16 protein-coding genes are annotated in these 22,458 nt (G+C 36.4%); 15 read left to right on the forward strand and 1 reads right to left on the reverse strand.

What is annotated here, in order from left to right:
* The first annotated feature begins 162 nt into the window (after positions 1-162).
* The 13 genes from PKC96_01690 (at position 163) to PKC96_01750 (ending at position 18,963) form a co-directional block, all read left to right on the forward strand.
* Positions 163-1,422, forward strand: coding sequence for a DUF3578 domain-containing protein (locus PKC96_01690; GenBank protein HMM00039.1), 1,260 nt, complete (start codon positions 163-165; stop codon positions 1,420-1,422).
* Between the two features lie 73 nt (positions 1,423-1,495).
* Positions 1,496-4,546 (forward strand): AAA domain-containing protein, encoded by a 3,051-nt coding sequence (locus tag PKC96_01695; GenBank protein HMM00040.1) that lies wholly within the window; start codon positions 1,496-1,498, stop codon positions 4,544-4,546.
* Between the two features lie 759 nt (positions 4,547-5,305).
* Complete coding sequence (locus PKC96_01700; GenBank protein ID HMM00041.1) at positions 5,306-6,286, forward strand: hypothetical protein; 981 nt, start codon at positions 5,306-5,308, stop codon at positions 6,284-6,286.
* A gap of 283 nt (positions 6,287-6,569) precedes the next feature.
* Complete coding sequence (locus PKC96_01705; GenBank protein HMM00042.1) at positions 6,570-7,727, forward strand: Fic family protein; 1,158 nt, start codon at positions 6,570-6,572, stop codon at positions 7,725-7,727.
* A 240-nt stretch (positions 7,728-7,967) separates the two neighbouring features.
* Entirely contained in the window at positions 7,968-8,225 is a 258-nt protein-coding gene (locus PKC96_01710; protein ID HMM00043.1) for a kinase to dihydroxyacetone kinase, read from the forward strand.
* 180 nt (positions 8,226-8,405) lie between these two features.
* On the forward strand, positions 8,406-9,374 hold the full coding sequence (locus tag PKC96_01715) for a LacI family DNA-binding transcriptional regulator (GenBank protein HMM00044.1): 969 nt from the start codon (positions 8,406-8,408) through the stop codon (positions 9,372-9,374).
* A 17-nt stretch (positions 9,375-9,391) separates the two neighbouring features.
* Complete coding sequence (locus PKC96_01720; GenBank protein ID HMM00045.1) at positions 9,392-10,675, forward strand: hypothetical protein; 1,284 nt, start codon at positions 9,392-9,394, stop codon at positions 10,673-10,675.
* Positions 10,676-10,680: 5 nt separating this feature from the next.
* Positions 10,681-12,069: a hypothetical protein gene (locus PKC96_01725; GenBank protein ID HMM00046.1), complete on the forward strand. Its 1,389-nt coding sequence runs from the start codon at positions 10,681-10,683 to the stop codon at positions 12,067-12,069.
* 41 nt (positions 12,070-12,110) lie between these two features.
* A complete protein-coding gene (locus PKC96_01730) occupies positions 12,111-13,736 on the forward strand; it encodes a hypothetical protein (GenBank protein HMM00047.1) in 1,626 nt (541 codons plus the stop codon).
* Positions 13,729-14,607, forward strand: coding sequence for a sugar ABC transporter permease (locus tag PKC96_01735; GenBank protein ID HMM00048.1), 879 nt, complete (start codon positions 13,729-13,731; stop codon positions 14,605-14,607). The genes PKC96_01730 and PKC96_01735 overlap by 8 nt, the downstream gene beginning before the upstream one ends.
* Positions 14,607-15,467, forward strand: a complete 861-nt coding sequence (locus tag PKC96_01740; GenBank protein HMM00049.1) for a carbohydrate ABC transporter permease — start codon at positions 14,607-14,609, stop codon at positions 15,465-15,467. Before PKC96_01735 ends, PKC96_01740 begins: the two co-directional genes overlap by 1 nt.
* Positions 15,468-15,485: 18 nt before the next feature.
* Positions 15,486-16,823: an extracellular solute-binding protein gene (locus PKC96_01745; protein HMM00050.1), complete on the forward strand. Its 1,338-nt coding sequence runs from the start codon at positions 15,486-15,488 to the stop codon at positions 16,821-16,823.
* A 13-nt stretch (positions 16,824-16,836) separates the two neighbouring features.
* Complete coding sequence (locus PKC96_01750; protein HMM00051.1) at positions 16,837-18,963, forward strand: ADP-ribosylglycohydrolase family protein; 2,127 nt, start codon at positions 16,837-16,839, stop codon at positions 18,961-18,963.
* Positions 18,964-18,979: 16 nt separating this feature from the next.
* On the opposite strand, the gene PKC96_01755 is transcribed toward PKC96_01750, so the two are convergent.
* Positions 18,980-19,813: an AraC family transcriptional regulator gene (locus PKC96_01755; GenBank protein HMM00052.1), complete on the reverse strand. Its 834-nt coding sequence runs from the start codon at positions 19,811-19,813 to the stop codon at positions 18,980-18,982.
* A 95-nt stretch (positions 19,814-19,908) separates the two neighbouring features.
* Here PKC96_01755 and PKC96_01760 point away from each other — a divergent pair, with 95 nt between their 5' ends.
* On the forward strand, positions 19,909-21,225 hold the full coding sequence (locus tag PKC96_01760) for an FGGY family carbohydrate kinase (protein ID HMM00053.1): 1,317 nt from the start codon (positions 19,909-19,911) through the stop codon (positions 21,223-21,225).
* Positions 21,222-22,457, forward strand: coding sequence for an L-rhamnose isomerase (locus tag PKC96_01765; GenBank protein HMM00054.1), 1,236 nt, complete (start codon positions 21,222-21,224; stop codon positions 22,455-22,457). The genes PKC96_01760 and PKC96_01765 overlap by 4 nt, the downstream gene beginning before the upstream one ends.
* The last annotated feature ends 1 nt before the right edge of the window (position 22,458 follow it).

The raw sequence follows: 22,458 nt of genomic DNA on the forward strand, positions 1-22,458 counted from the left end.
GAATATGAACTTGCTCGTACTTGGCGGTAGGCCAAGATAACCATTGATAAGATTTTCTTATGAAATTTTAGTTGAAAAAATAAATACTTATATTCTAATTAGGCATATATTTGCTAAAAGCGCAATTTAGATATAGACTGTGAATGGTTTTAGGGTGTAAAAATGGGATTATCTACTTTACTAAATAGATTTATGAATATTTATCTTAAAAACAAAAGTCATCGCGTTGATGCCACAAGCGAAGATCATATTTTGATATGCAATAAAATTGTCGATGAACTAAATAAGCGGCCCACTTTATCTCACTATTATATTAAGGGCAGTGATGGTATCGGAACCCGGACATTTTATCCTTGGGTTTGTATTATGAACAGTGATATTACAAGAACTCCGCAGAAGGGATTATATATCGCTTTTTTATTTAAGAAAGATATGAGTGGATTTTATCTTGCTTTGAATCAAGGAATAACATTTTTTAAAGAAAAATACAAAAGCAAGGGGTATGCGAAAGCACAGGAAGCGGCTCGTTATTTTAAGGAAAAAATTGTCTCTCGTGAATTTGTAGATACAATTCATTTAGGAGGAATAAAAGGTGATAACGGCTATGGTTTTGAGAAAACAACAGTAATCAGTCGCTTATTTGCCAAGGAATCTTTTTCAGATGAAGAAATATACAAGGACTTAGATGAATTGTCTGCTCTTTATGATGACATTATTGCCACAATTGATGGCTATTCATACGAAGGAATAATTCCAAACATTTTGGCCGATCACACTATTCAATTTGAGAACGCAGAAAAAGCAATTGATGATATTAAGAATGTTATTTATCAAGCGTTAAAGCCTCATCCGCAGAAACTCACAGAGGTGACTCCTAAAATTGATCGTCCGACTCGCTTTAAAGAAATAAGCACGCCATCTAACCGTAAAATCGATTATTTAAAACGAGCTAAGGAAAACGCCGAAACTGGTTTGCTAGGAGAAAAACTTGTTCTTGAGTTTGAAATTGATCGCCTTAATAGACTTGGCCTTGAAGAATACGCTAAAAAAATTGAACATGTTGCTATAAACAATGACGTTCTTGGCTACGATATAAAATCCTTTGACATCGATAATCGAGGGATTCATGAGATATATATTGAAGTTAAGACATCGGCCACCCAAAAAGATGTGGATTTTTTTGTTAGTAAAAATGAGGTTAACCAGTCATTAAAATTGGAAAAAGATTACTGGCTATATAGAGTATATGACTGTTCAACTTCTTCTAACATGCCAAAATTTTATCGCGTGCAAGGCGCTATAGAAAATAACTTTTATTTAAATCCAGAAACCTATAAAGCGACTTTGAAAAAGGAAGCTAAAATTGTGCAATCAGATTTTCCATATTTGAAGCAATTGATTGCCCCTAATTCTAATCCTTAAATATATAAAGCAGACCTAAAAAGTTTATTTTTTAGGCTAAAAATGCTAATCTATACACTACAAGGGGCAGATCATGGATAGCATAGGACATACTATTTCTACGGCAATAAAAGAAGGTAAGTGGATTGCTATTGAATATCTTAATAGCCAAAAAGAGCGTACTTCATTTTGGTGTGCCGTATATGACATAGATATTGAAAAGAAAGTACTTTGTGTTAAAGCTTTTAATTATAATAAAATTGACGAAAACAATAGTGGATTAATTGATAAAATGGTGTTTCTTTCCTTTGAAAAAATAGAGAGTGCCCTTATTTTGAGTGGAACGACATATGAGGTTCCCGATGAATTAATCGATAAAATTGAAAGCAATATTTTGAGTCTGCAATGGCTCGATTATTCTTATAGTAATGAGAACATCATATCTTATCTTAAGGATTGCATTGTATTTGACACCAATCCTTATATTCAAGATGCAGTACTTATTCAAAAGATTGATGAGCAAGTGCTTGCTAGAAATGGAGTATACAAACTTTCGTTTTCTCAACTTGAATCAATGGCTCAAAAATTCGGGAATCTTAATAATTTAGTTGAAAATAAAATGCGGCATATACAGGAGTATATTTTAAATGATCTCTCCATTGTTACTAGCCAGGGATTTTATGTTGTTGCCTATCGTAAAGTTTTGCTAGATCCATCAACTAGAGAATTGGTTATCGACAAAGACATATATTTTAATTACACTTTTTCCGCGGACGAAAAGGAGGCGTTTGTCCATAACCTGCAAAACTATCTAGACGTTGGAGTTGATGAATTTCTCGACTTATATCGCACCAATAGAAGCGAAGCAGTTGATATGCTTAAAGATAGTTTAAGAAAAGGAGAAATTCTTGATTCAAGACCATATTTTTTCAAATTGATTCATAGATTTATTTCAGCCTTTTTAGAACAGCTTAATGGCGTCGAAACTCAACTTAAAGAGGAAAATTCAGTTCCTTTGCTTTCTTTATTTGGTGGTATGAGCACTAATAGATTAGGGAAAAAAGATAAGTTCGAGATAGTGACTTTAAATGAGAGAGTAAACACAAGTCAGTTACGAGTAATTTACAATGCACTTAAGCATCCAGTAACGATTGTTCAAGGGCCTCCTGGTACTGGGAAAACGCAGAGTATACTGAATTTACTAATTTCGGCTTTATTTAATGAGAAAACAGTTTTGATGGCCTCAAATAATAACAAGCCGTTAAATGACATATATGATAAATTGATCAATCTTAATTATCGCAATAGAGTTATTCCGCTACCGGTTATTAGACTTGGTAGCAGTGAGTATGTCAATCAAGCGCTGGAGCGCATTTTAGAAATCGAACAACAATATAGAGCTGAATTTGATCGCCCAAATGAAGAAAAATTGCTGAATAAGCACAACCAAAGTCAAACATATTTTCAAGATATAAATCAAATGATTAAGTTATATGAGGAAAAGGAAAATATTAAGGAAAAGATTGACGCATTGCAAACAGTAATAAAACGCTTTGATGGGAGCCTGAAAACAATCCCTTTAAGTGATGAGTTTAATAAGCTTTCGAAGAGACTTCACGAACTGGATTTGCTTGAAGTGGATAATCCGGAACATCACATTAAACGAGCGAATACCGATTTACTAATGTGGCTTTATTATTCATCATTAAGTTCTTATAAGCATCTTTTTAATTCGGAACGTTATAAGGAGTTAATTGCAATTTTAAATATAAGCGAAAAGAGTGACCGGGTTCAACAATTTAACAAGTATCTTAGCAATCAGGATAATCTAAAAAGATTCATCAAGATTTTTCCAATTATTATAACAACAAACGCCTCAGCTTTTAGACTGGGAACTCCAGAACCAGAGTTTGATATGGTTGTAATAGACGAAGCGGCTCAGTGTCCAATAGGACCAGCGCTATTTAGTATTGTGCGTGGAAAAAAGATGGTGTTAGTCGGGGATCAAAATCAACTTAAACCAGTAATTTCACTTAATCGGTTTTTGAATGAAAAACTGATGCGAAAATATGATATATCAGAGACTCAATTTAATTATATAGAAAATTCTATATTGCGGCTTGCGCAGCATAATGATACAATTTCCCCTTTTATTTTACTCAATCAACATTATCGATGCGCAAAAAAAATAATCAATTTCTCTAATTATAAATATTACAAAAAACAATTAAAATTAATGCGAGAAAATGATAGAGAAGATGCGCTTGTTTTGCTTGATTTAAGCAGGAATATGATGGATGCAAAGCAAATAGAAAGAAATACATCATTATCAGAAATAAGTGCGATTATAGATCATATACAAACGAACAATGTCAGCAATTATGGAATTATCACTCCCTTCAGACGACAGGCGGAATTATTTAAAGAAGTATTAAAAGATAAGAATATGGATGCGAAGAATGTTGGAACTATTCACTCCTTTCAAGGCGACGAAAAAAAGGTTATATATTTTAGTCCCGCAATTACTCGTCAAACTAACAAAAAAACTTTTGGATGGATAAAAAATAATGTGGAGCTTATTAATGTTGCTGTTACAAGAGCTCAAGATCAATTGATTATTCCTTGCAATGTTAATTGGATTCATCAATTATCGGAAAACACGCCTAATGATTTATGCGAATTAGTTGATTATGTCAAAGACAATGGAATAACGGATAAGCTAACAATGCGCGATGATAAATTAATCGTTAATGCGATGAATTATCGACAATATAATACTAAAAAAGAAGAAGAACTTTTTGACACTATTTTTCATTTTACTTCGGTTAACAATTCATACATTGTTGAAAGACAACGCAAAATGTCTGATGTTCTGGAGAATTTTACCAATACACGGAAGTTTGATTTTGGAACAAAGTCTACTTTTGATTTTGTTCTTTATAGTAAGACAACGAAACTACCGGTTCTTATAATAGAACTTAATGGCCATGAGCATTACACAAATGCCAAAAGAATAGAACTTGATGAGTTAAAAAAACAAATATGTCGTGACAATAACATAAAGCTTTTGACAATTGATAATGATTATTCCAGAAGATATATTTTCGTACGAGACCAAATTATAAAATTACTTGTAGAGTTATAATTTAATGAGAATGGTTGTTTCTGCTTTCTTGAACTAAAAAAGTAATGGAAGATTAAATACTTTTTGGACGGAAAATTTACCTATGACATAAAAACTTTTAATGTCATTAATAAAATTTAAACAGCCGATACTTTCATTATCTTAAAGATCGAATCAGTCATTCTTTTATTCTAATTCAAATGGCAATTTATATGGCATGTACTTTTATTTCTGCTACTACGCAAGTCATGCCCATAAATATATTACTAATAATAACTTACACGTTAACTTGCATGTTAACTTACATGCTTTTATATTGACTTGAAAAAAATAGTGCATGAAATGAAAAATAAAATATGTTAATGAATGCAAACAGGCGTGGTAAAATTATTTAGCAAAAAAATACAAAGGGAACAATTTATTATGGAATTGAGAAAAATTTTCAGGGATTTTCGAAGTTTTAATTTTGTGCTATTTTTTTCACTATGCGCATTGAGTTTGGTGCCGGCCGTCTATATGTCCGTCCGTACTTTTTTAATCTCAGTAAATACTTCAACTCAAGGTATTGATGTCATCGGACAAATGGAATGGTTTGACTAAATTGATGAGACTATACGTGCTTTCCTCATCATACCTCTTTATTCGATTTTAAATAAAATATTCAAAAACGATAAATTGAATTTTCCCTATCATGTTTTTAAAACGGGAGTCATAACGATTTTAATCTATGCCGTTTTTTCTATTATTGTTTTTATTTATGGCCTTCATTTAGTGGGATTTATGAATCCCAATTCAGTTGACATTGCTGAAGTATTTTCTTATTTAAGATTAGAGACAATCTCTTTTATGATTGGCATTATAATGAGTTTCATTAATGTGGTGTTTGTTGTTATTGGCAAGGCAAAAAATGTTTATATTTTTATGATTGTTCAAATTATATTGGGTATTTTAACGGATTTTATTTTTATTCCAAATTTTGGAGTAAACGGGGTAGCCATCTCTAATATTATTACTAATTCCATAGTCGCGGTTGTGGGCATAATCGTTTTGCGTCTGGAAGGATTTTTAAAATTAAGTTGGTTTAAAAAAGATGATTTAGCAAATGGTTTAACTTGGGCAAAAGTTGGCTTGTTTTCCGGTGGACAGCAATTTGTTGACAACATTGTTTATGCCTTAATGATTGGCAAAATGGTTAATATGGTGGCGGAGCAAGGCAATTATTGGTCGGAAAACAATTTTATTTGGGGATGGCTTTTGATTCCAATCGCAGCCTTAGCGGAAGTGATAAGACATGACTGCAAAGATGGCTACTTTAAGTTAGAACAAAAAAATTATTACCTTATTGTTTTTTTCTCAGTATTGATTTGGGCGATAACAATTCCAGTTTGGATTCCATTTTTTCAAAATGTGCAACAATTAGAAAACTTCCAAGCAATCTACTCGATTACCATTAAACTCACTCCCTTTTATATTGCATATGGACTCACGATTATTCCTGATTCAATTTTTATCGGCATGGGTAAAACGATATACTCACTTATCTGCTCCTTAATAGTTAATTTCCTATACTACGGAACATTCTTTGTTCTATATTTAAATAGTGCTATTGCTTTTAGCATGGATACCATCATTTTAATGTTTGGTTTCGGCATGGTGATTCATTGGGCAATAAGTATTATCGAAGAAAAAAGATTTTTACGAATAAGGGCGTTAAAAGAACGTAATCATAATAAAGAATTAAATATAGTGGGGGGAAACTAGTTTAATGGATATCTACATAAATCTTTTAGGAGGGATGGGCCTTGGTATGTAGAAAAAGAATAAGAGTATTTCTTTTATTTAATTCGACTGCCAAGTATTTTGAGTGATATAGAATTATAGATAAGTAGTTCGATAATTGTTTTGAAGCCTTTGAGTGATTTAGTCATTTTTCATTGATTAAAGCTTTACTTACATTCTTTTATTTTGCATTTAAGTAAATGTTTACTATTGAAAGTTTACTTATAATGCATTATGATGTGGTTAAGTAAAGGATGGGATGAGTATGAAACTATATAGCGAAAGAGCGGGAAAAATATATCATGTCCAAAGCGACTATGATTGCTTTGTTCCTACTTCTTTATTTAATATAAATATTAACAATGACAATGAACTCTCTTCTTTATTATCGGAAGCTAGCCTTCTTCTTGGCCAATTAGATGGAATTGCCACCTCTCTACCCAATCGTGATTTGTTTCTTTCGATGTATGTTAAAAAAGAGGCTACTGTATCGAGTCAGATAGAAGGAACTCAAACTTCTTTAAGTGATTTCTTGCAAGTTGAAAAAAAGGATATCAAAAAACGTAAAGATACAGAAGAAGTCGTTAACTATGTGCGCGCGCTCAATATGGGAATCTCTCTATTAGACACTCTTCCTATTTCTTTTAGATATATTAAAGAGCTTCACAAAGAACTACTAAAAGGGGTTAGGGGCGAAAGCAAGAACCCGGGGGAAGTCCGTCGCTCGCAAAACTGGATCGGACCAGCAGGAGGCACATTAACTAATGCCACCTATGTTCCACCATCAGTGGATAAAATGGATGATTGTATTTACGATTTAGAAAACTATATGAATTCTACGATTGAGGTGCCATTCTTAATCAAAATTGCCTTGATTCATTATCAATTTGAAACCATCCATCCGTTCCTTGATGGAAACGGAAGATTAGGAAGACTTCTTATCCCATTATGGCTAAAAGAAAGCAAGGTACTTAACTATCCGCTTATATATTTAAGCCTTTATTTTAAAGAAAATAGGCAAGAGTATTATTCACTCCTCATGGATGTGAGATTTAAAGGTCGATATGAAGAATGGATTAAGTTCTTTCTTATCGGCGTAACTTTAATGAGCAAGCAATCCATCAAAACGATAGGCGAGTTATCTAAAACAAGAGATGATTGTATTAACCTAATCAATAGAGGTGCTTCGCACGCCAAAGGAAATCAATTGCGTTTATTAACTCTTCTTTTGAAACACCCATACATTGATTCTACTGATGTAGTAAGTGGACTCGAAGTAAGTAAACCGACTGCCGGCAAACTCCTTCAAGATTTTGTTGATATGGGGATTATTTCTTCCATTGATAAGAGCAAACAAAGATATGTGACCTACCGATTCGATAAGTACGCCGATATCCTAGAAAGTGGAACTGAAGCAAAATAAGGCGTCGCTTCTAGTAGTCATATAAGATTGTTTCAGGGATTTAGATTTTTATGTTTTAAAAAATGGGTGGAAGATTTACTCTTTCCTCTAGAAAAGGAAATGCTTAACGATGAGTAGAAAGACGATAAGAAGTCTTATGTGTTTCAGTTTTAAGAGACTTATCAAAATTGATTATCTATATTATTTGCTTTGAATAAATGTTCTATATTGATATTATTAGAAAGACAGAGGTGCGAGAAAATGGAAGAGACAGAATTTCGTTACGATACGCAATTATTGATTGAAGGACAAAACTTATCTGAGGATACCATTATCGACTACATTCAGGATAATTTCATTGGCGATTGTTTACTGGTTGTGGGCGATCCTGAACTGATTAAAATTCATTATCATACGAATGAACCTTGGAAAGTACTTGAGTATTGCTCTTCGCTAGGGGAAATATTTGACATTGTTATTGAAGATATGATTCGGCAATCAAATGGATTAAAGGGATAAGTTTTCAACGATATTTTATTAAAATCAGATTATTCTATTTATCATTAAAAAAATAATTAAGTTCTGAAAAAGTGGCTTTAGAACTTAATTTTTTTTATTACTTTTTAGCATTATTGCCACTAAATATGTATACATTAACGTTAATGTTTGATATTTTATTGACGTGAAAGGGCTTCCAGTATGATTAAAAATAGTATAGGTCTAAAAACGATTGCTAGCGAACTAAATTTATCAATTAACACGGTATCGCACGCACTTCGCGATTGCGATGATATATCGCAGGAAACTAAAAAAATAGTTCGGGCAAAGGCTGTGGAATTAGGCTATATACCAAATTCAATTGCTCAATCACTACGCAGTGGAAAGAGCCAAATTATCGCCATAGTTCTTGACAATATTGCCTCCCCATATTTTGGAATGATTGTTGAAATGATGATCAGAGAGTTTGCCCAGCGCAATTACTATGCCATGGTGGTCCCCGCCACGGGTTATAAGCTATCAGAAGATCTCATTAAAGAGTGCATAAAGATTAAAGCCGATGCGGTTGTAACCTTTATTGTTCCGGAACATGAAGCAGTGATTATGGCGACGCTTAATAAGTTACCCTTGCTTTTATTCGGAAGGACATCAAGTGAGCCGAACTTAAATATTGTTTATACCGATGATATTCAGGGTGGGGAACAAGCTGCAGAATACTTAATAAGTAAAGGATGCAAAAACTTGGCTTATGCTGAGGTCTCCACTATTGAATGCAGCATTCCTCGGCGAGATGGATTTATCAAGCGTTCGCAGGCATTAGGCATAAAAAATGTCGCTTCGATTGATGCTACATATTTTGAACAAAATGTAGAGAAAATAGTAAGCAGCGGAGTTGATGGCATATTCTGTTTTAATGATCAATTAGCTTCAAGAATAATTAATAAAATGCATGATAATAATCATTATGATTCGCAGAGGATAAAAGTTATCGGTTACGATGCTGTTAGCCGAATTCTCGATTACCCGTTTGATATAACTTCTATTCAGGCCGATTATTCAAAGATGGTTAAAGATGCAACAGAAATTTTGCTTTGTCAGGTGGAAGAGAACAATTCTCTTCCTTCAACAGTAAAAAAGTATGATGTGCATTTATTTTTAGGGAATTCATAGAAATTCAAGGAGGAACTATGAAAAAGAAATTTACTTATGTGTTAACGCTTGTCGCACTTCTAAGTTTGACTGGTTGTGGTGGCAAAGAGGAAAGTATTAGCGGTGGGAATTCAACCACATCCTCGGGAAGCATTTCGCTCCCGGTGACGCTTGACGCTCCTCAAAATCTGCAATTTGCTAATGGGGTAATCTCGTTTAATGAAGTTAGTGGAGCCGAGGCCTACGAAATAGAGATTACGAAAGAAGATGCAGTTGTTTTTAATTCGACAATTGATACAACATCGTATGATACTGATGGCTTAGGGCTTGAAGGAACGAATATGCTTTCTGTTGTTGCGGTGGCTAACAATGGCCGAAGTGAAGCAGCAACTTTAGAAATCGAAGTTCTTATTTCCGAAAAGGATGTCATATTAGAGGCGGAAAATGGACTTATTGGTTTTGGTGATAAAAATAATTCGACATTTCGTAACAATGATTTGGCGCATGGAGGAGCGTATGCCGGAGGAATAGACAACTGCGGCCAAGGCGTTCATTTTGAGTATTACTCTTACATCGCCGGCGGTCATGATTTCGAAATTTACTATACTACAGGCGTTGTTGGTTCCTACCACAATGTTTACGTTAATGGCGTAAATCAAGCAACCGCCGTATATGAAGAAAATACCGGATGGGGCGGAATCGGCAGTTATAATGCGGCTGAAGTCACAGTAACGATTAATTTAGTTGGTGGATGGAATACGATAGATGTTATTAAAGACGGCACCAGCGCCGATGATCCATCATATGGAGGGTGGGCCGAACTAGATTATTTTGTCATAAAAGGAACGGGCGAAGAGTATAATCCGGATGATTTTATTGTAGGAAACCCGGTCTATAAGTTAGAAGGAGAATTAGGCACGCAGATTAAATGGAATGGTGATGCCTGGACTACATCGAATCCGGCTACCTATTCTGAAAATGCAAGCAACCATTATATTCAGGGTAATATCGATGCTGTTGGCGACGGAATTGAATGGCATTTTAGTGCACCTAAAACAGGAACTTACCGAGTTGAATTGGCATACGCGCACGCTAATACTGAAGGGAATACATTTGCTACTTTTACTACCAGTGAAGACCGGACGCCAATCATTATGAATTTACCTACTACCAACTTAGGATGGGGAAATCCGGTGGTAAATTCGAGCACAGTGGAGATTACTCTTAATGCGGGCGATAATTTTATCTACTGCAAAAAGAACGAAGGATCTCAATCATTCCAAGTTGACTATATTACGCTTTCATTAATTGAAGCGGAGTAAATAATATGAAAAAAGGAAAACTAACATTTGCCCTTTTGGCTCTGTCTTCGCTAGTCCTTGGTTTCTATGTAACACAAAATAATTCGGAAGATATCCTTTTTCCTAGAGCTACAGATACGGCATATGAAATTAATTTAACTTCAAGCAATGCGCCAAGTGTCTCGCCAGATATAATAACTGACTTCTATGAAAATGCAGTTGCTACGCCATTAGGGAATCCTATTCATTATGAATACGGACAAGTTAAAAGCGCGGCCGATCAGCATGCCTTCTTGGGCTTAGACGGTTATATTAGAAACCTCGATGCCATATCCGGTATCGGCACTATCACAGTCATTTATATAAGTTCAACGCCAGTATCGTTAAAAGCGGGATATACAGCAGATGATTTCACACTTACGGATACGCTTCAAAGTGGCATTGCTTATTCCGTTAGCCCATCAATGAACTTCTTTAAAGTAATTGCCAATGATGACACGCAAATTTACTCAATTAAAATTGATTATACATGTCAAAGAAGGCCCGTTGAAGAAGATGCACTAGTGGAAGCTGAGACGGGGCTTATCAATCAAAATATGTACCGGGAAAATAGCCTTGCTCATGGAGGAGCATATGTTGGCGCTATCGATAACTGCGGGCAAGGGGTGCAAATTGACTTTTATTCATATATACCCGGGGCCCATGATTTTGAAATCTACTACACGACGGGTTCGCCCAATTCCTACCATAATGTCTATGTTAACGGCGAATATTCTGCTAAAGCCGTATATTCAGTAAATACTGGCTGGGGAGCAGAGAATAGTTATAATCCATCATCGGTGACAGTATCGATTAATCTTGATGAAGGATGGAATCGAATTGCAGTCATAAAGGATGGAATCAGTTCTGATAATCCAGCCTATGGTGGTTGGGCTGAACTTGACTATTTTGTTATTAAAGGCACGGGAAATGATTACGTCCCATTAGAAAGCGGGCCAATTTTTACCAGTACTAAATTGGAAGGTGAATTAGCTAAAGTCAATAATAGTGGCGATGCGGCTGCCTATAATGCAAATGCGAGCAATCATTATACTCAAGGCGGAATAAACGCAACTGGGCAAGGGGTGGATATTTGGGCAAATATTGCTCAAGCCGGTACCTATCGAGTTCAGATTGCTTATTCCCATACCAATGGGGACAATCAGTCAATTGCTTCTATTCGAGTAAATGAGGAAACAATTATGCAGACGATTGCTCTTCCCTATACGGGGGGTAAGGCATGGAATGATCCGGTTCTGGCTCCCGATGAAATTGAAATCGTATTAAATTACGGCCGCAATCATATTTATGTCACAAGAGAAGATGGCAGCAACTGGTTTACTGTTGATTGTTTAGTTTTGACGCTTATTAGTTAAAAAGGAAAGGTAGAGGCGGCTTTGGCCCCTAATACATATTTATGCAAATGCAGGATTTAAGTTTTATCCCTCAAAATGAAGTGTTTACGATTAATAAATATCATGCTACAGTGGAAATTTTTTCCTTTGATAATCTTTTTACCATTGCGCCGAATACGCTTATCAAAAATCATGATATCTTGCAATCCCATACAATTTTATGGGGTGATGATCAGACAGTTGAGGGGTCTAAAGTAAGCATTCAGATCAATGAAGTAAGCCAAAAAAATAGTCAGATAAAAATTGATGCTTTACTCGATCAGCCGATCAGATGCCTTAAACTTTCTCTTTTAGATTTACCGCAAGGGAAACTAGTATCACTTCCATCCGGCCCAGTTGAGATTACAAATTATGGCAATCTATATCACTATCCCGAAGGCTGGAGGTCAATAAATACTCCCCAATTAATTTTTGCTCTTGCCGATGGCGGTTACCTTTACGTTCGCTCGCACGATAAAAAAGTTCGGGAAAAAAGATTTTTTTTAAAAAGCAATGATGACGGAACAATGCGGGTGGAGTTGATTTTTGAAGATTTAGCTACCGACATCAAAAATGCGATAGATGTTCCCCTTTGGGAAATAGGCTTTTCTAATTCAATCGATAGTATATTTCGCGCAATGGAATCTATTAATTGCCAGAATTATCACTTAGTTCCATTTGATGAACGCAGCGATGTGCCATCTTGGTTTCATGATATTTCTCTGGTCGTAACATGCCATATGGAACATTGGACAGGGAAGATTTTTCACACATATCAAAGTGCGCTTGACGACTTAAAAGCACTATGTCAGTACATTGATGGCAAACACATTTTATTCTATATTCCCGGGTGGGAGGGTCGCTATTATTTTAAATATGGAAATTACGTTGCTGATGATCGACTAGGTGGAAACAAAGGACTGAAGAATTTGGTCGATGGTGCCCATAAATTAGGAGTCAAAGTGATGGCGATGTATGGCATAAATATGGCCAATCACAATTTGAATGATTTTGGCATGTGGGGGCCTCAAAGTGAATTTATTTTAGCCAGCGGCGGCATGATGAGAAATGGATCCGTAGATTGGGATTCGGCCCGTCATTATGATCATAATGTCAACTCTCAACTTAACCCGGGTGCTCCTAAATGGCAAAATAAACTATTTAATGAAATAGATAATGCGACAAAGATTTATGGTTTTGATGCCGCTTTCCTAGATATTGCCGCCTGTTGGGTGAACGATCGGCGATATGATGTTGTTCCGGGAGTGTATGAACTTTGCCGGCGATTAAAAGCCGGAAGGCCTAATTTTCTAATCTCGGGTGAAGGCTGGTATGACGGACTGACGATGGCTATGCCCCTTTTTCAAAGCGGACATACGGAAGGTCGGCTACATTATCATGATCAACCCAATGAAAACATCTTTACAAATTATGCTCGCGAATTTGCTCACCTATGTCTAGGCGATGTTGCAAGAGGATCAACGGGTGTTCATGAATTGGGAATCAACGATGAAGTAATGGTGCCACTAAGAAAAGGAATAATACCGACGATGGCCTTAGTTGATGGCACTATAAAAAATGGATTACCTAAAATTATTAAAATTATTGAGCAAGCGAAAAAATATGAGGAGCTCTACTTAAATGACTAAGCGCGAAAAAAAGGAGAATCGAGTTGGCTGGATACTCATTGCCCCGCAGGTTTTGGGATTTGTTTTATTTGTTGTTTTCCCTTTAGTTTTCTCTTTGTATTTATGCTTTGCCCAGTGGAATTTTATCGATTTTCCGACATTTGTTGGTTTGGATAACGTCAAAGCAATTTTTAGTGATCGGGTATTTTGGAAATCAATCGGCAATACATTCATCTATTTAGTGTTAGCTGTTCCTTTGACTATATTCACCAGTCTGACACTAGCTATCCTAACTAATCGAAAATTGCATTTTCTAAAACTATATCGAGCGGCTTTTTTCCTTCCGATGGTTACTTCAACGGTAGCGATTGCGATGGTTTGGTATTTTATCTATGAACCCAATGGAGGAGTTTTAAATTCTCTATTAATGGGATTAGGAATAAGCAATCCTCCAGCCTGGCTAACCGATAGTCGATATGCCCGTTTTGCGGTAGTGGTGGTTATTATTTGGTTAAAAATGGGGTATTACTACATTATTTTTGATGCCGGATTAAAGAATATTCCAGGAGACTTGTATGAAGCAGCCGAAATTGACGGGGCGAATGTTTGGCAAAAAATTAAAAAAATCACCCTGCCATTATTATCCCCCGTTATGTTCTTTGTTATGGTTATGCTTTGCATCGATGTTTTTAACATTTTTAATGAAGTTTACATTATGACGGGAGGCGGTCCAGATTATTCAACATATACCCTTTCAATGTATATATACTTTCAAGCCTTTAGCGAGTTTGATATGGGAAAGGCTTCCGTGGCTAGTTGGGTGCTGTTTATCTTTGTTGGTTTTGTAACACTAATTCAATTCAAGTTTAAGAAAAAGGTGGTGTTTGAATAATGAAAACCACATTAAAGAACAAGAAAAAAAAGATAAAAGCCTCAAATGTTGTAATAACCATCGCCTTGATATGTGTGTCGTTAATTGCCATTTTTCCTTTTTACTGGATGGTGTTAAATTCATTGAAATTACCTAATGAAATTTTCAAGACTCCAGTGGATATATTTACATTACATTTGTCCTTAGACAGTTATATCAGCGTGTTTTTAGCGCAAAATGGAATGTTGTGGCGAGCATATTTAAACTCGCTTATTATTTCGACAACTTTAACTATCGGCACTCTTTTTACTTCCTCATTGGCCGCTTATGCATTTGCTAAATTACGCTTTAAAGGGAAGAATGGAATTTACGCTCTTTTTATCGCTACTTTAATGATTCCGGGGCAAGTGACGATACTTCCATTGTTTATGGTGTTTGCCAAAATCGGATGGACGGACACCTTTCTTCCCCTTATCATTCCGGGGATATTCATTAATACTTACGGCGTCTTTATGCTTCGCCAGTTTATGGTTTCAATACCAAACGAACTATTGGAAGCGGCTGAAATTGATGGCTGTGGATATTTCCGCAAGTATTTGCATATTATCCTACCTCTATGTAAACCGGCATTAATCATTCTGGGCTTATTTACATTTATTGGATCTTGGAACAACTATTTTGGTCAACTAATCTATTTGTCTAGTCCCGATAAGATGACCATAGCTTTATTTATCGCCAGTCTCAAAGACACGCACGCTAACGGTGTTCAATGGGGAATGATTATGGCGGCGACGACTCTTTCGATTATTCCTATTTCCATTGTTTATTTAAAGTCGCAAAAATACTTTGTTCAAGGTATCGCAACGACGGGAATCAAGTAAAAAAGGAGGAAACTTGAGATGGAAAACAAAAAGATTAAACGTGTGATGTTACTATTGTTACCGATGCTACTAGCAAGTTGTGGAGGTGGAAGTTCAAGCGAAGGGGGGCTTACCATCGTAAAAATGTCGCTGATGAACTCGGTCAATGAAAATGCGGGATGGTTAGCAATGATTGATGCGGCTAACGAAGTCCTAGCCGATGATAACATAAAAATTGAACCGGATATTATTCAAACCGATGAGTGGGATAAATACTACACAAAGGTGGCTTCGAATATGGCCGGGGGTATCGGTGGAACAATCGGGCGGATAGCCGAAAGTCATATCCCACTGATGATTAAACGCAATCAATTGCAGGATTTATCCGAAGTATATAATAGTCTTAACATGGACGACTATGTAGAATCAGCTTTCGGTGGAGTCGCTTATAGTAACGGGAAATACTATGGGATGCCGACGGGGATTCAGCATATGGTTCTTTACTATAACAAAGATTACTTTGACGCCTATAACACAGGAAAAGATGAGAGTTTAATGATTAATTATCCTAGCAGTGATTGGAATAATCCGGCCACCTTTGAACAGATAAGAGATATGGCGGCTAAACTGTCATCGGGATCGCGACCAAATCGTGATTTTGGTTTTTCTGCGGGACCGTATCTCGCCTATGCCGGAATGTACGCCAAATCAGCTGGGGGCGATAACGTTTTTAATAGTAGCGGTAATAGTGCGATCAAATCCGAGCCGTTTTATAAAGTATACGATTGGTTCGATAGTATGATCCAAACTGACAATTCAATGCCGAAACCATCGGATACTAGTATTGAAACGGCCATGGATAAGTTTCAAGCCGGAAATATGGCCATGATTGTTGATGGTGCTTGGTGGATGGGCGATATGACAAACGAGAAATTGGTTCAATTTAATGTGGGGGTAGCGGCAACTCCAACTGGCATTGAGGGACAATCAGCTTATAGTTCAGAATTTACCGACTGTTTCTTCGCTGTAAGAAATAGTAAGACCCCAGTTCAAGATAAAAAAGCCATCAAAGCTCTTCTTTCTCAAGAAGCGGTTGCCGCTTTGAGTGCTACTGGAGTAGGAGGTATTCCCGTTCGCCGTGATGCTTTATCCACCTATGAGAATGCTTTAGACGAAAAATTCACTGCCTCTGATGTTCAATGTTTTGTTGATGGATTAGATCATGGTTTGCATGTGCCGTATACGACCTACTACAATTCAGTTGATCAAATAATTAATCAAAAAATGTCAGTGTGGTTGAGTGGGCAAATGACGGCGCATAATTTTGTCGATTTTATGGACCAAACGATGCAAGAAGCCATCGATAACGACAATTAAGCAGGAGGATAAAATGAGTAGAGCAAAATTAAACTCAGTTCCATTTCTTTTAGCGACATCTCTTTTAGTGGCATGTAATGGAGGCGGATCATCATCTGCGTCGATTGACACTTCCTCACTCCTTATTGATCCTCCAGTAACGATGAAAACAATCAGTAAGGAAGATTATTATAAAAAGACACTTGGCGGGGCTTTAGGACAAATAGCAGGCTTTTTGTCTGGCTATGAGTTTGTCTGGGATGGCCCAGATCCATATGTAGGGATGCCTCAAAGTTGGTTCAGCTTTATCAACGGACCATACGCCGGTAATTACGAACATTACCAACCGGGAATACTGGCCACTCCTGATTATCAAAACGTTTATAATCGCTTGATATACAATTCATCTACTGGCCATTATGAAGTAGCTAATGACGATGATTATCATATTGATTTTTTTAATCAACTTATTATTGACCACTATGGTGTATCAGCTAAAGCCATTCATGATGCTTGGCTGGATTACAGTGTTAGCGACTGGGGAGGTGGCTTAGACGCGATGAAACTTATTCGCCAAAAAGATCTCTTGCCACCTTTTACTGGAACAGTTGAAGCCGGCAATCGCTATGCTTGGTGCACGGAGGCATATATTGAAAATGAAACTTTGGGCATGAATGCTCCAGGCATGCCGAATTTAGCCACAGATTTAATTGATACATTTGCCAGTAATGTAGGTTATCTTGACCCGGTTATTTGGGCTAAGTTTTATGGCGCGATGTATTCTTTAGCCTATTTTTATGATGACGCTTTGCAAGTTATGGAGGAAGCGGCGAAAGTTTTGCCGGAAAATAGTTGGCCTTATCGTATGTATCAATATTCACTAGCTGCCTACCATAAATATCCTCAAGATTATAAACTGGCCGCAAGCGAAGTGGCTAGTTACCGGCGGAATGTTCTCGGCATAGATAATATTCAAACAGATCCGGGCGTGAATGGAGCATTCGCAATTCTATCAATACTATATGGGCAGAACGATTACCTTGAAACTTGCAAGTATGCGAGCATTATGGGATTTGATGGCGATTGTACAGCCGCGATTGTCACGGGATTAATGGGAGTTATCAAGGGTTTTGATGTCTCTAATCCGGAATATGAAGAAATTAACAATCGTATTTATTATGACGGTGAAGGAACATATTTAAATTTGCGCAATGGTAATTATCCGCCCTATATTAATGGAGAGTATCCAGAACGGCAACTTATAACGGATATTGTTTCCTTGTATCAAAAAAACTTTGAAAAGTTATTACTGGAAAATGGCGGTGAAATTGATGGTGATAATTATTTAATCCCGACGACAAGTGTTCGTTTAGATCGGTCAAAACTATTTTCAAACTATGATGTTGAAGATCGAACAACCTCTAATTTTGTCGGTAGCAACGGAAATCTTTCATTGGTTGAAGAAGGAACCAATATGTTGTCTCACAGTGGCTATCGAGCTTTAAAACTGATGGCCGATGACAGCAGTAAAGATGCCTATGCTTATCATGTTTATACGGGATTAAATGTAGGGAGTTATTATCGAGTATCCACTTTTGTTGCCAGTTCCAATCAAGTATCCGGGGCTTTAGTCGCTATGGATAAGGCAAGCAATATTATCTCCAGAGAAGATTTCTATAATATTTCTAGCCCGATTAATAAAGTTCTTGTTTTTAAAGCAACTGAGTCGGCGATGCGCATCGGAATTCGATTGGATAAAAATGCTTATCCAGATAGTTATGTAGTAATGGATGATTTGATGATGGAAATGATTTCCCAATCAGAAATAGCCGTTATCCGCGATGGCGATATGCAAAAGTTTTTAAACAAGTATACGTTTTCTTTTACATCTCCAATCAAAGGAAAAGAAGTGATGATTTCCTTAAATTATCGTAATGGTACTGATAATATTATCTATGCCAATATTTCCAGCAATGGGCAATCACGAGGAAGTTTTGTTATGTCAAAGACTTCCAAAGATAATAATTCAGGTCAGGGGATGGTTTATATTCCATACGTTTTTAGTGAAGATCAAGAAACAATTACATTGAGTTTTATCGGCGCCAGTATTTATATGGGGAAGATATCTGTTATTGAAAAAGAACAATATATGTTTAGATAAATAACTTAAGACTCGGTTATATAGCCGAGTTTTTTATTTTATTTGGTGTTAGGTTTTCCAAGCGATATTTTTTGGGGCTAACTCCCACTAGGGTTTTAAATACCTTAGAAAAATAAGCCGAATTGTTAAAACCGGTTGCCGAAGAAATATCAAGAATTGACATATCAGTAATTCGCAACAAATTGCAGGCTTCTTCAATTTGGCATTTTAGCTTGTATTCGATAATAGTCATTTTAGTTTCTTCTTTAAACCGATGGCAAAGCAAAGAGGAAGAAATCGATAATCGATGAGCAAGGGAATTAATACTTAAATTGGAATAGTAGTAATTGTCAATTATGTTTTTGGCATTGCTCACGAGACTGCTATAGTTTTCTTTCGCCGTGGAAGCAAAAAATAAATTGCTATTTCGTTGAATCAAAGTTAATAAGTTTTCATAGGTGGACTCGATAATATTGGGTTCACTTTTTACTTCCGACTCGTTAAAAATGATTTCATATAACGCTTTTACTTTCGTAAATTCGTCATCGGTTAACGAAAAATAAAGAATTTTTTTGCTGTAAGCATCATTTAAATATGCGTTTAGTTGATTTACGCCTAAAGCTAAGAACTGGCAATTTGAACTAGATACTTCACAATGGTTGGAGTTTGTGTTGATTATTACTAGATCATTTTTCTTTATGGAAATTGTTTTATGGGTGGTGAGAATTTTTCCTTCTCCGGCGACGAACAAGAGAATTTCTAAGTTAGGATGCGAGTGAAAGCTTGCTTTAAAATCATCGCTAATATCGGTCTTTGATATATAGAGAAGTTTATTGTTGGTGTAACTCGTCAAGGGAATTCTTTGATGCATACTAATAATATACGCTACAAAATAATTATATAAAAGTGCAATATTGTTATATTTTGCTCTTATTTAAAAATGTAGTATATAAACGGGTAAAGAATATGAAATACTATTTAGCAATTGATATCGGGGCATCTTCCGGACGCCACATCGTCGGTTGGAAAGATGAGCAAAACCACTTACATACACAAGAGGTATATCGATTCTCAAACGGAATTAATAGAACTGACGGCCATCTTGTGTGGGATATTGAACATATTTTTAGTGAGGTCAAAGAGGGAATAAAAGCGGCTTTGGTTTTATTTCCGACAATTGACTCGATGGCAATAGACAGTTGGGGGGTAGATTATGTTTTGCTTTCTAATGATGAAAAGATAAGCCCGGTTTATGCCTATCGCGATTCCAGGACTAAAGAGGCTGTCGATTTAGTCCATTCGATTCTCCCCTTTTCTTCCCTTTATGGAATAACGGGAACTCAGTTTCAACCGTTCAATACGATTTATCAACTTTACACAGATAAAATTACTGGTCGCAGTGAGAGAGCCACGGATTACCTAATGATACCCGAGTATTTAAATTTTCGATTGACAGGCCATAAATTGCACGAATATACAAACGCTTCCACAACCGGACTGCTAGATATAAAGACAAAAAGATTTTCTACAGATGTTATTGATAAGCTAAATTTAAATAAGCGCTTTTTTGAAAGAAGTTTATATAAACCAGGTACGGTTGTCGGTAATTTTTTAAAAGAGGTTCAAGATGAAATAGGCGGTAATATACTGGTTAAACTATGCGCTTCACATGATACTGGAGCTGCGGTTGAGGGTATTGATATGACGACCATAAATGCCCCCTACATTTCCAGTGGTACTTGGTCCTTATTGGGCATTAAAATGGAAAAAGGAATTACTTCTTTAAAGGCAATGAAAGCAAATTATACCAATGAATATGGACCGGACTATATTCGTTTTCAGAAGAATATTATGGGACTTTGGATTATTCAAGAATTAGCCAAAGATATCAATAAAAGTTTTAGCGAGATGGTAATAATGGCACAAAGTAGTCCTTATCAAGAACTGTTTGATGTCAACGATCCGGTTTTTTTAGCGACGACGGGCATGAAAAAAGAAATCATGGATTGGTTTTATCATCACAACCGCCCATTGCCTTCAAGCGATAGCGATATCATTAATGCCACTTATCGTTCGCTAGCTAAATCCTATCAGACGGCAATGCAGGAGTTAGAAGCAATTACAAACGAAGTATATGATTGCCTATATATTGTCGGGGGTGGCGCTAAAAATCAATATTTAAATAAACTTACGGAAGAATTTACAAAGAAGAAAGTTATTGCTCGACCGCTAGAGTGTGCGGCTATTGGCAACATCTATAATCAAATGGAGAAAGACAAATGAGAAAAGAAATCAGATTAAAGTATCAAGAATTAGGAATTGACGTCAATGAAGCGATAAGAAAACTAAAGAAAGTAAAAATTTCTCTTCATTGCTGGCAGCTGGATGACGTGTCTGGGTTTGAAGGCAATGAAACCCTGACGGGAGGGATTCAAACCACCGGAAATTATTTAGGCAAGGCGCGTAATTTTGAAGAATTAACCTCCGATTTGGACGAGGCTCTTAAATATATTCCCGGAAAGAAGAAGATCAATCTTCATGCAATCTATCAATCGGATGAAATCGTTGATCGACGGGATATCTCCGGTCGCCAGTTTAAACGTTGGGTCGATTTTGCCAAAGAAAGAAATCTTGGACTCGACTTTAATCCGACTGTTTTTTCTTCTCCCAAAATGATTGATGGAATGAGCCTATCTTCCGTGGATGATTCGATACGCAAGTATTGGATTATGCACTGTATAAACTCCATTAAAGTAAGCGAATACTTTGCTCAAGAACTGAAGCAAAAATCGCTTTGTAATATATGGATTCCCGACGGCTTAAAGGAAAGCCCTGCCGATCGAGAAGGTCCGAGAAAAAGGCTTAAAGAGTCATTGGATGAAATTCTAAAATATAAATACAATCGGCGTTTGGTCGATGTTGCCGTTGAATCAAAAGTGTTTGGAATCGGGCTCGAGTCTTATACGGTTGGCTCGCATGAGTTCTATATGAATTATGCCTCCAAGAATAACATTCTCTGCCTGCTTGATACTGGACATTTTCATCCCACCGAAAGTGTAGCGGATAAAATATCCTCAATGCTTTTGTTTTATCCCCGACTCGCTTTTCATGTTTCGCGACCGGTCAGATGGGATAGTGATCATGTTTTAAAATTAAACGATGATTTGCAGGATGTTGCAGATGAGTTAGTGAAATGTCAGGCACTAGATCGTTCCTATATTGGTCTTGATTATTTTGATGCATCCATCAATCGGGTTGCGGCTTTAGTCATCGGAGCCCGCAATATGGAAAAAGCCTTGCTCAAAGCTTTACTTACACCTTGGAATTTGTTAAAAGCGGCTCAAGACAATTATGACCATACTCGGGTTTTGGCCCTTCAAGAGGAAATTAAAACATTGCCATGGGCGGATGTCTGGGAACAATATTGTCGTGAAGAGGGAGTGTTAGACGAAAAAGGCTGGTATGAAGAGATAAAGAAATATGAAACGCAAGTTTTATTAAAGAGAGGTAATTAAA

This window comes from Bacilli bacterium (assembly GCA_035326105.1).
Taxonomy (GTDB): Bacteria; Bacillota_I; Bacilli_A; order RFN20; family CAG-826; genus UBA7706.

Coding starts and splice junctions, on each gene's coding strand:
- PKC96_01755 (HMM00052.1), bottom strand. CDS start 19,813: ATGCATCAAAGAATTCCCTTGACGAGTTACACCAACAATAAACTTCTC.
- PKC96_01695 (HMM00040.1), top strand. CDS start 1,496: ATGGATAGCATAGGACATACTATTTCTACGGCAATAAAAGAAGGTAAG.
- PKC96_01730 (HMM00047.1), top strand. CDS start 12,111: ATGCAAATGCAGGATTTAAGTTTTATCCCTCAAAATGAAGTGTTTACG.
- PKC96_01735 (HMM00048.1), top strand. CDS start 13,729: ATGACTAAGCGCGAAAAAAAGGAGAATCGAGTTGGCTGGATACTCATT.
- PKC96_01765 (HMM00054.1), top strand. CDS start 21,222: ATGAGAAAAGAAATCAGATTAAAGTATCAAGAATTAGGAATTGACGTC.
- PKC96_01745 (HMM00050.1), top strand. CDS start 15,486: ATGGAAAACAAAAAGATTAAACGTGTGATGTTACTATTGTTACCGATG.
- PKC96_01710 (HMM00043.1), top strand. CDS start 7,968: ATGGAAGAGACAGAATTTCGTTACGATACGCAATTATTGATTGAAGGA.
- PKC96_01705 (HMM00042.1), top strand. CDS start 6,570: ATGAAACTATATAGCGAAAGAGCGGGAAAAATATATCATGTCCAAAGC.
- PKC96_01750 (HMM00051.1), top strand. CDS start 16,837: ATGAGTAGAGCAAAATTAAACTCAGTTCCATTTCTTTTAGCGACATCT.
- PKC96_01715 (HMM00044.1), top strand. CDS start 8,406: ATGATTAAAAATAGTATAGGTCTAAAAACGATTGCTAGCGAACTAAAT.
- PKC96_01740 (HMM00049.1), top strand. CDS start 14,607: ATGAAAACCACATTAAAGAACAAGAAAAAAAAGATAAAAGCCTCAAAT.
- PKC96_01720 (HMM00045.1), top strand. CDS start 9,392: ATGAAAAAGAAATTTACTTATGTGTTAACGCTTGTCGCACTTCTAAGT.
- PKC96_01725 (HMM00046.1), top strand. CDS start 10,681: ATGAAAAAAGGAAAACTAACATTTGCCCTTTTGGCTCTGTCTTCGCTA.
- PKC96_01760 (HMM00053.1), top strand. CDS start 19,909: ATGAAATACTATTTAGCAATTGATATCGGGGCATCTTCCGGACGCCAC.
- PKC96_01700 (HMM00041.1), top strand. CDS start 5,306: ATGAATCCCAATTCAGTTGACATTGCTGAAGTATTTTCTTATTTAAGA.
- PKC96_01690 (HMM00039.1), top strand. CDS start 163: ATGGGATTATCTACTTTACTAAATAGATTTATGAATATTTATCTTAAA.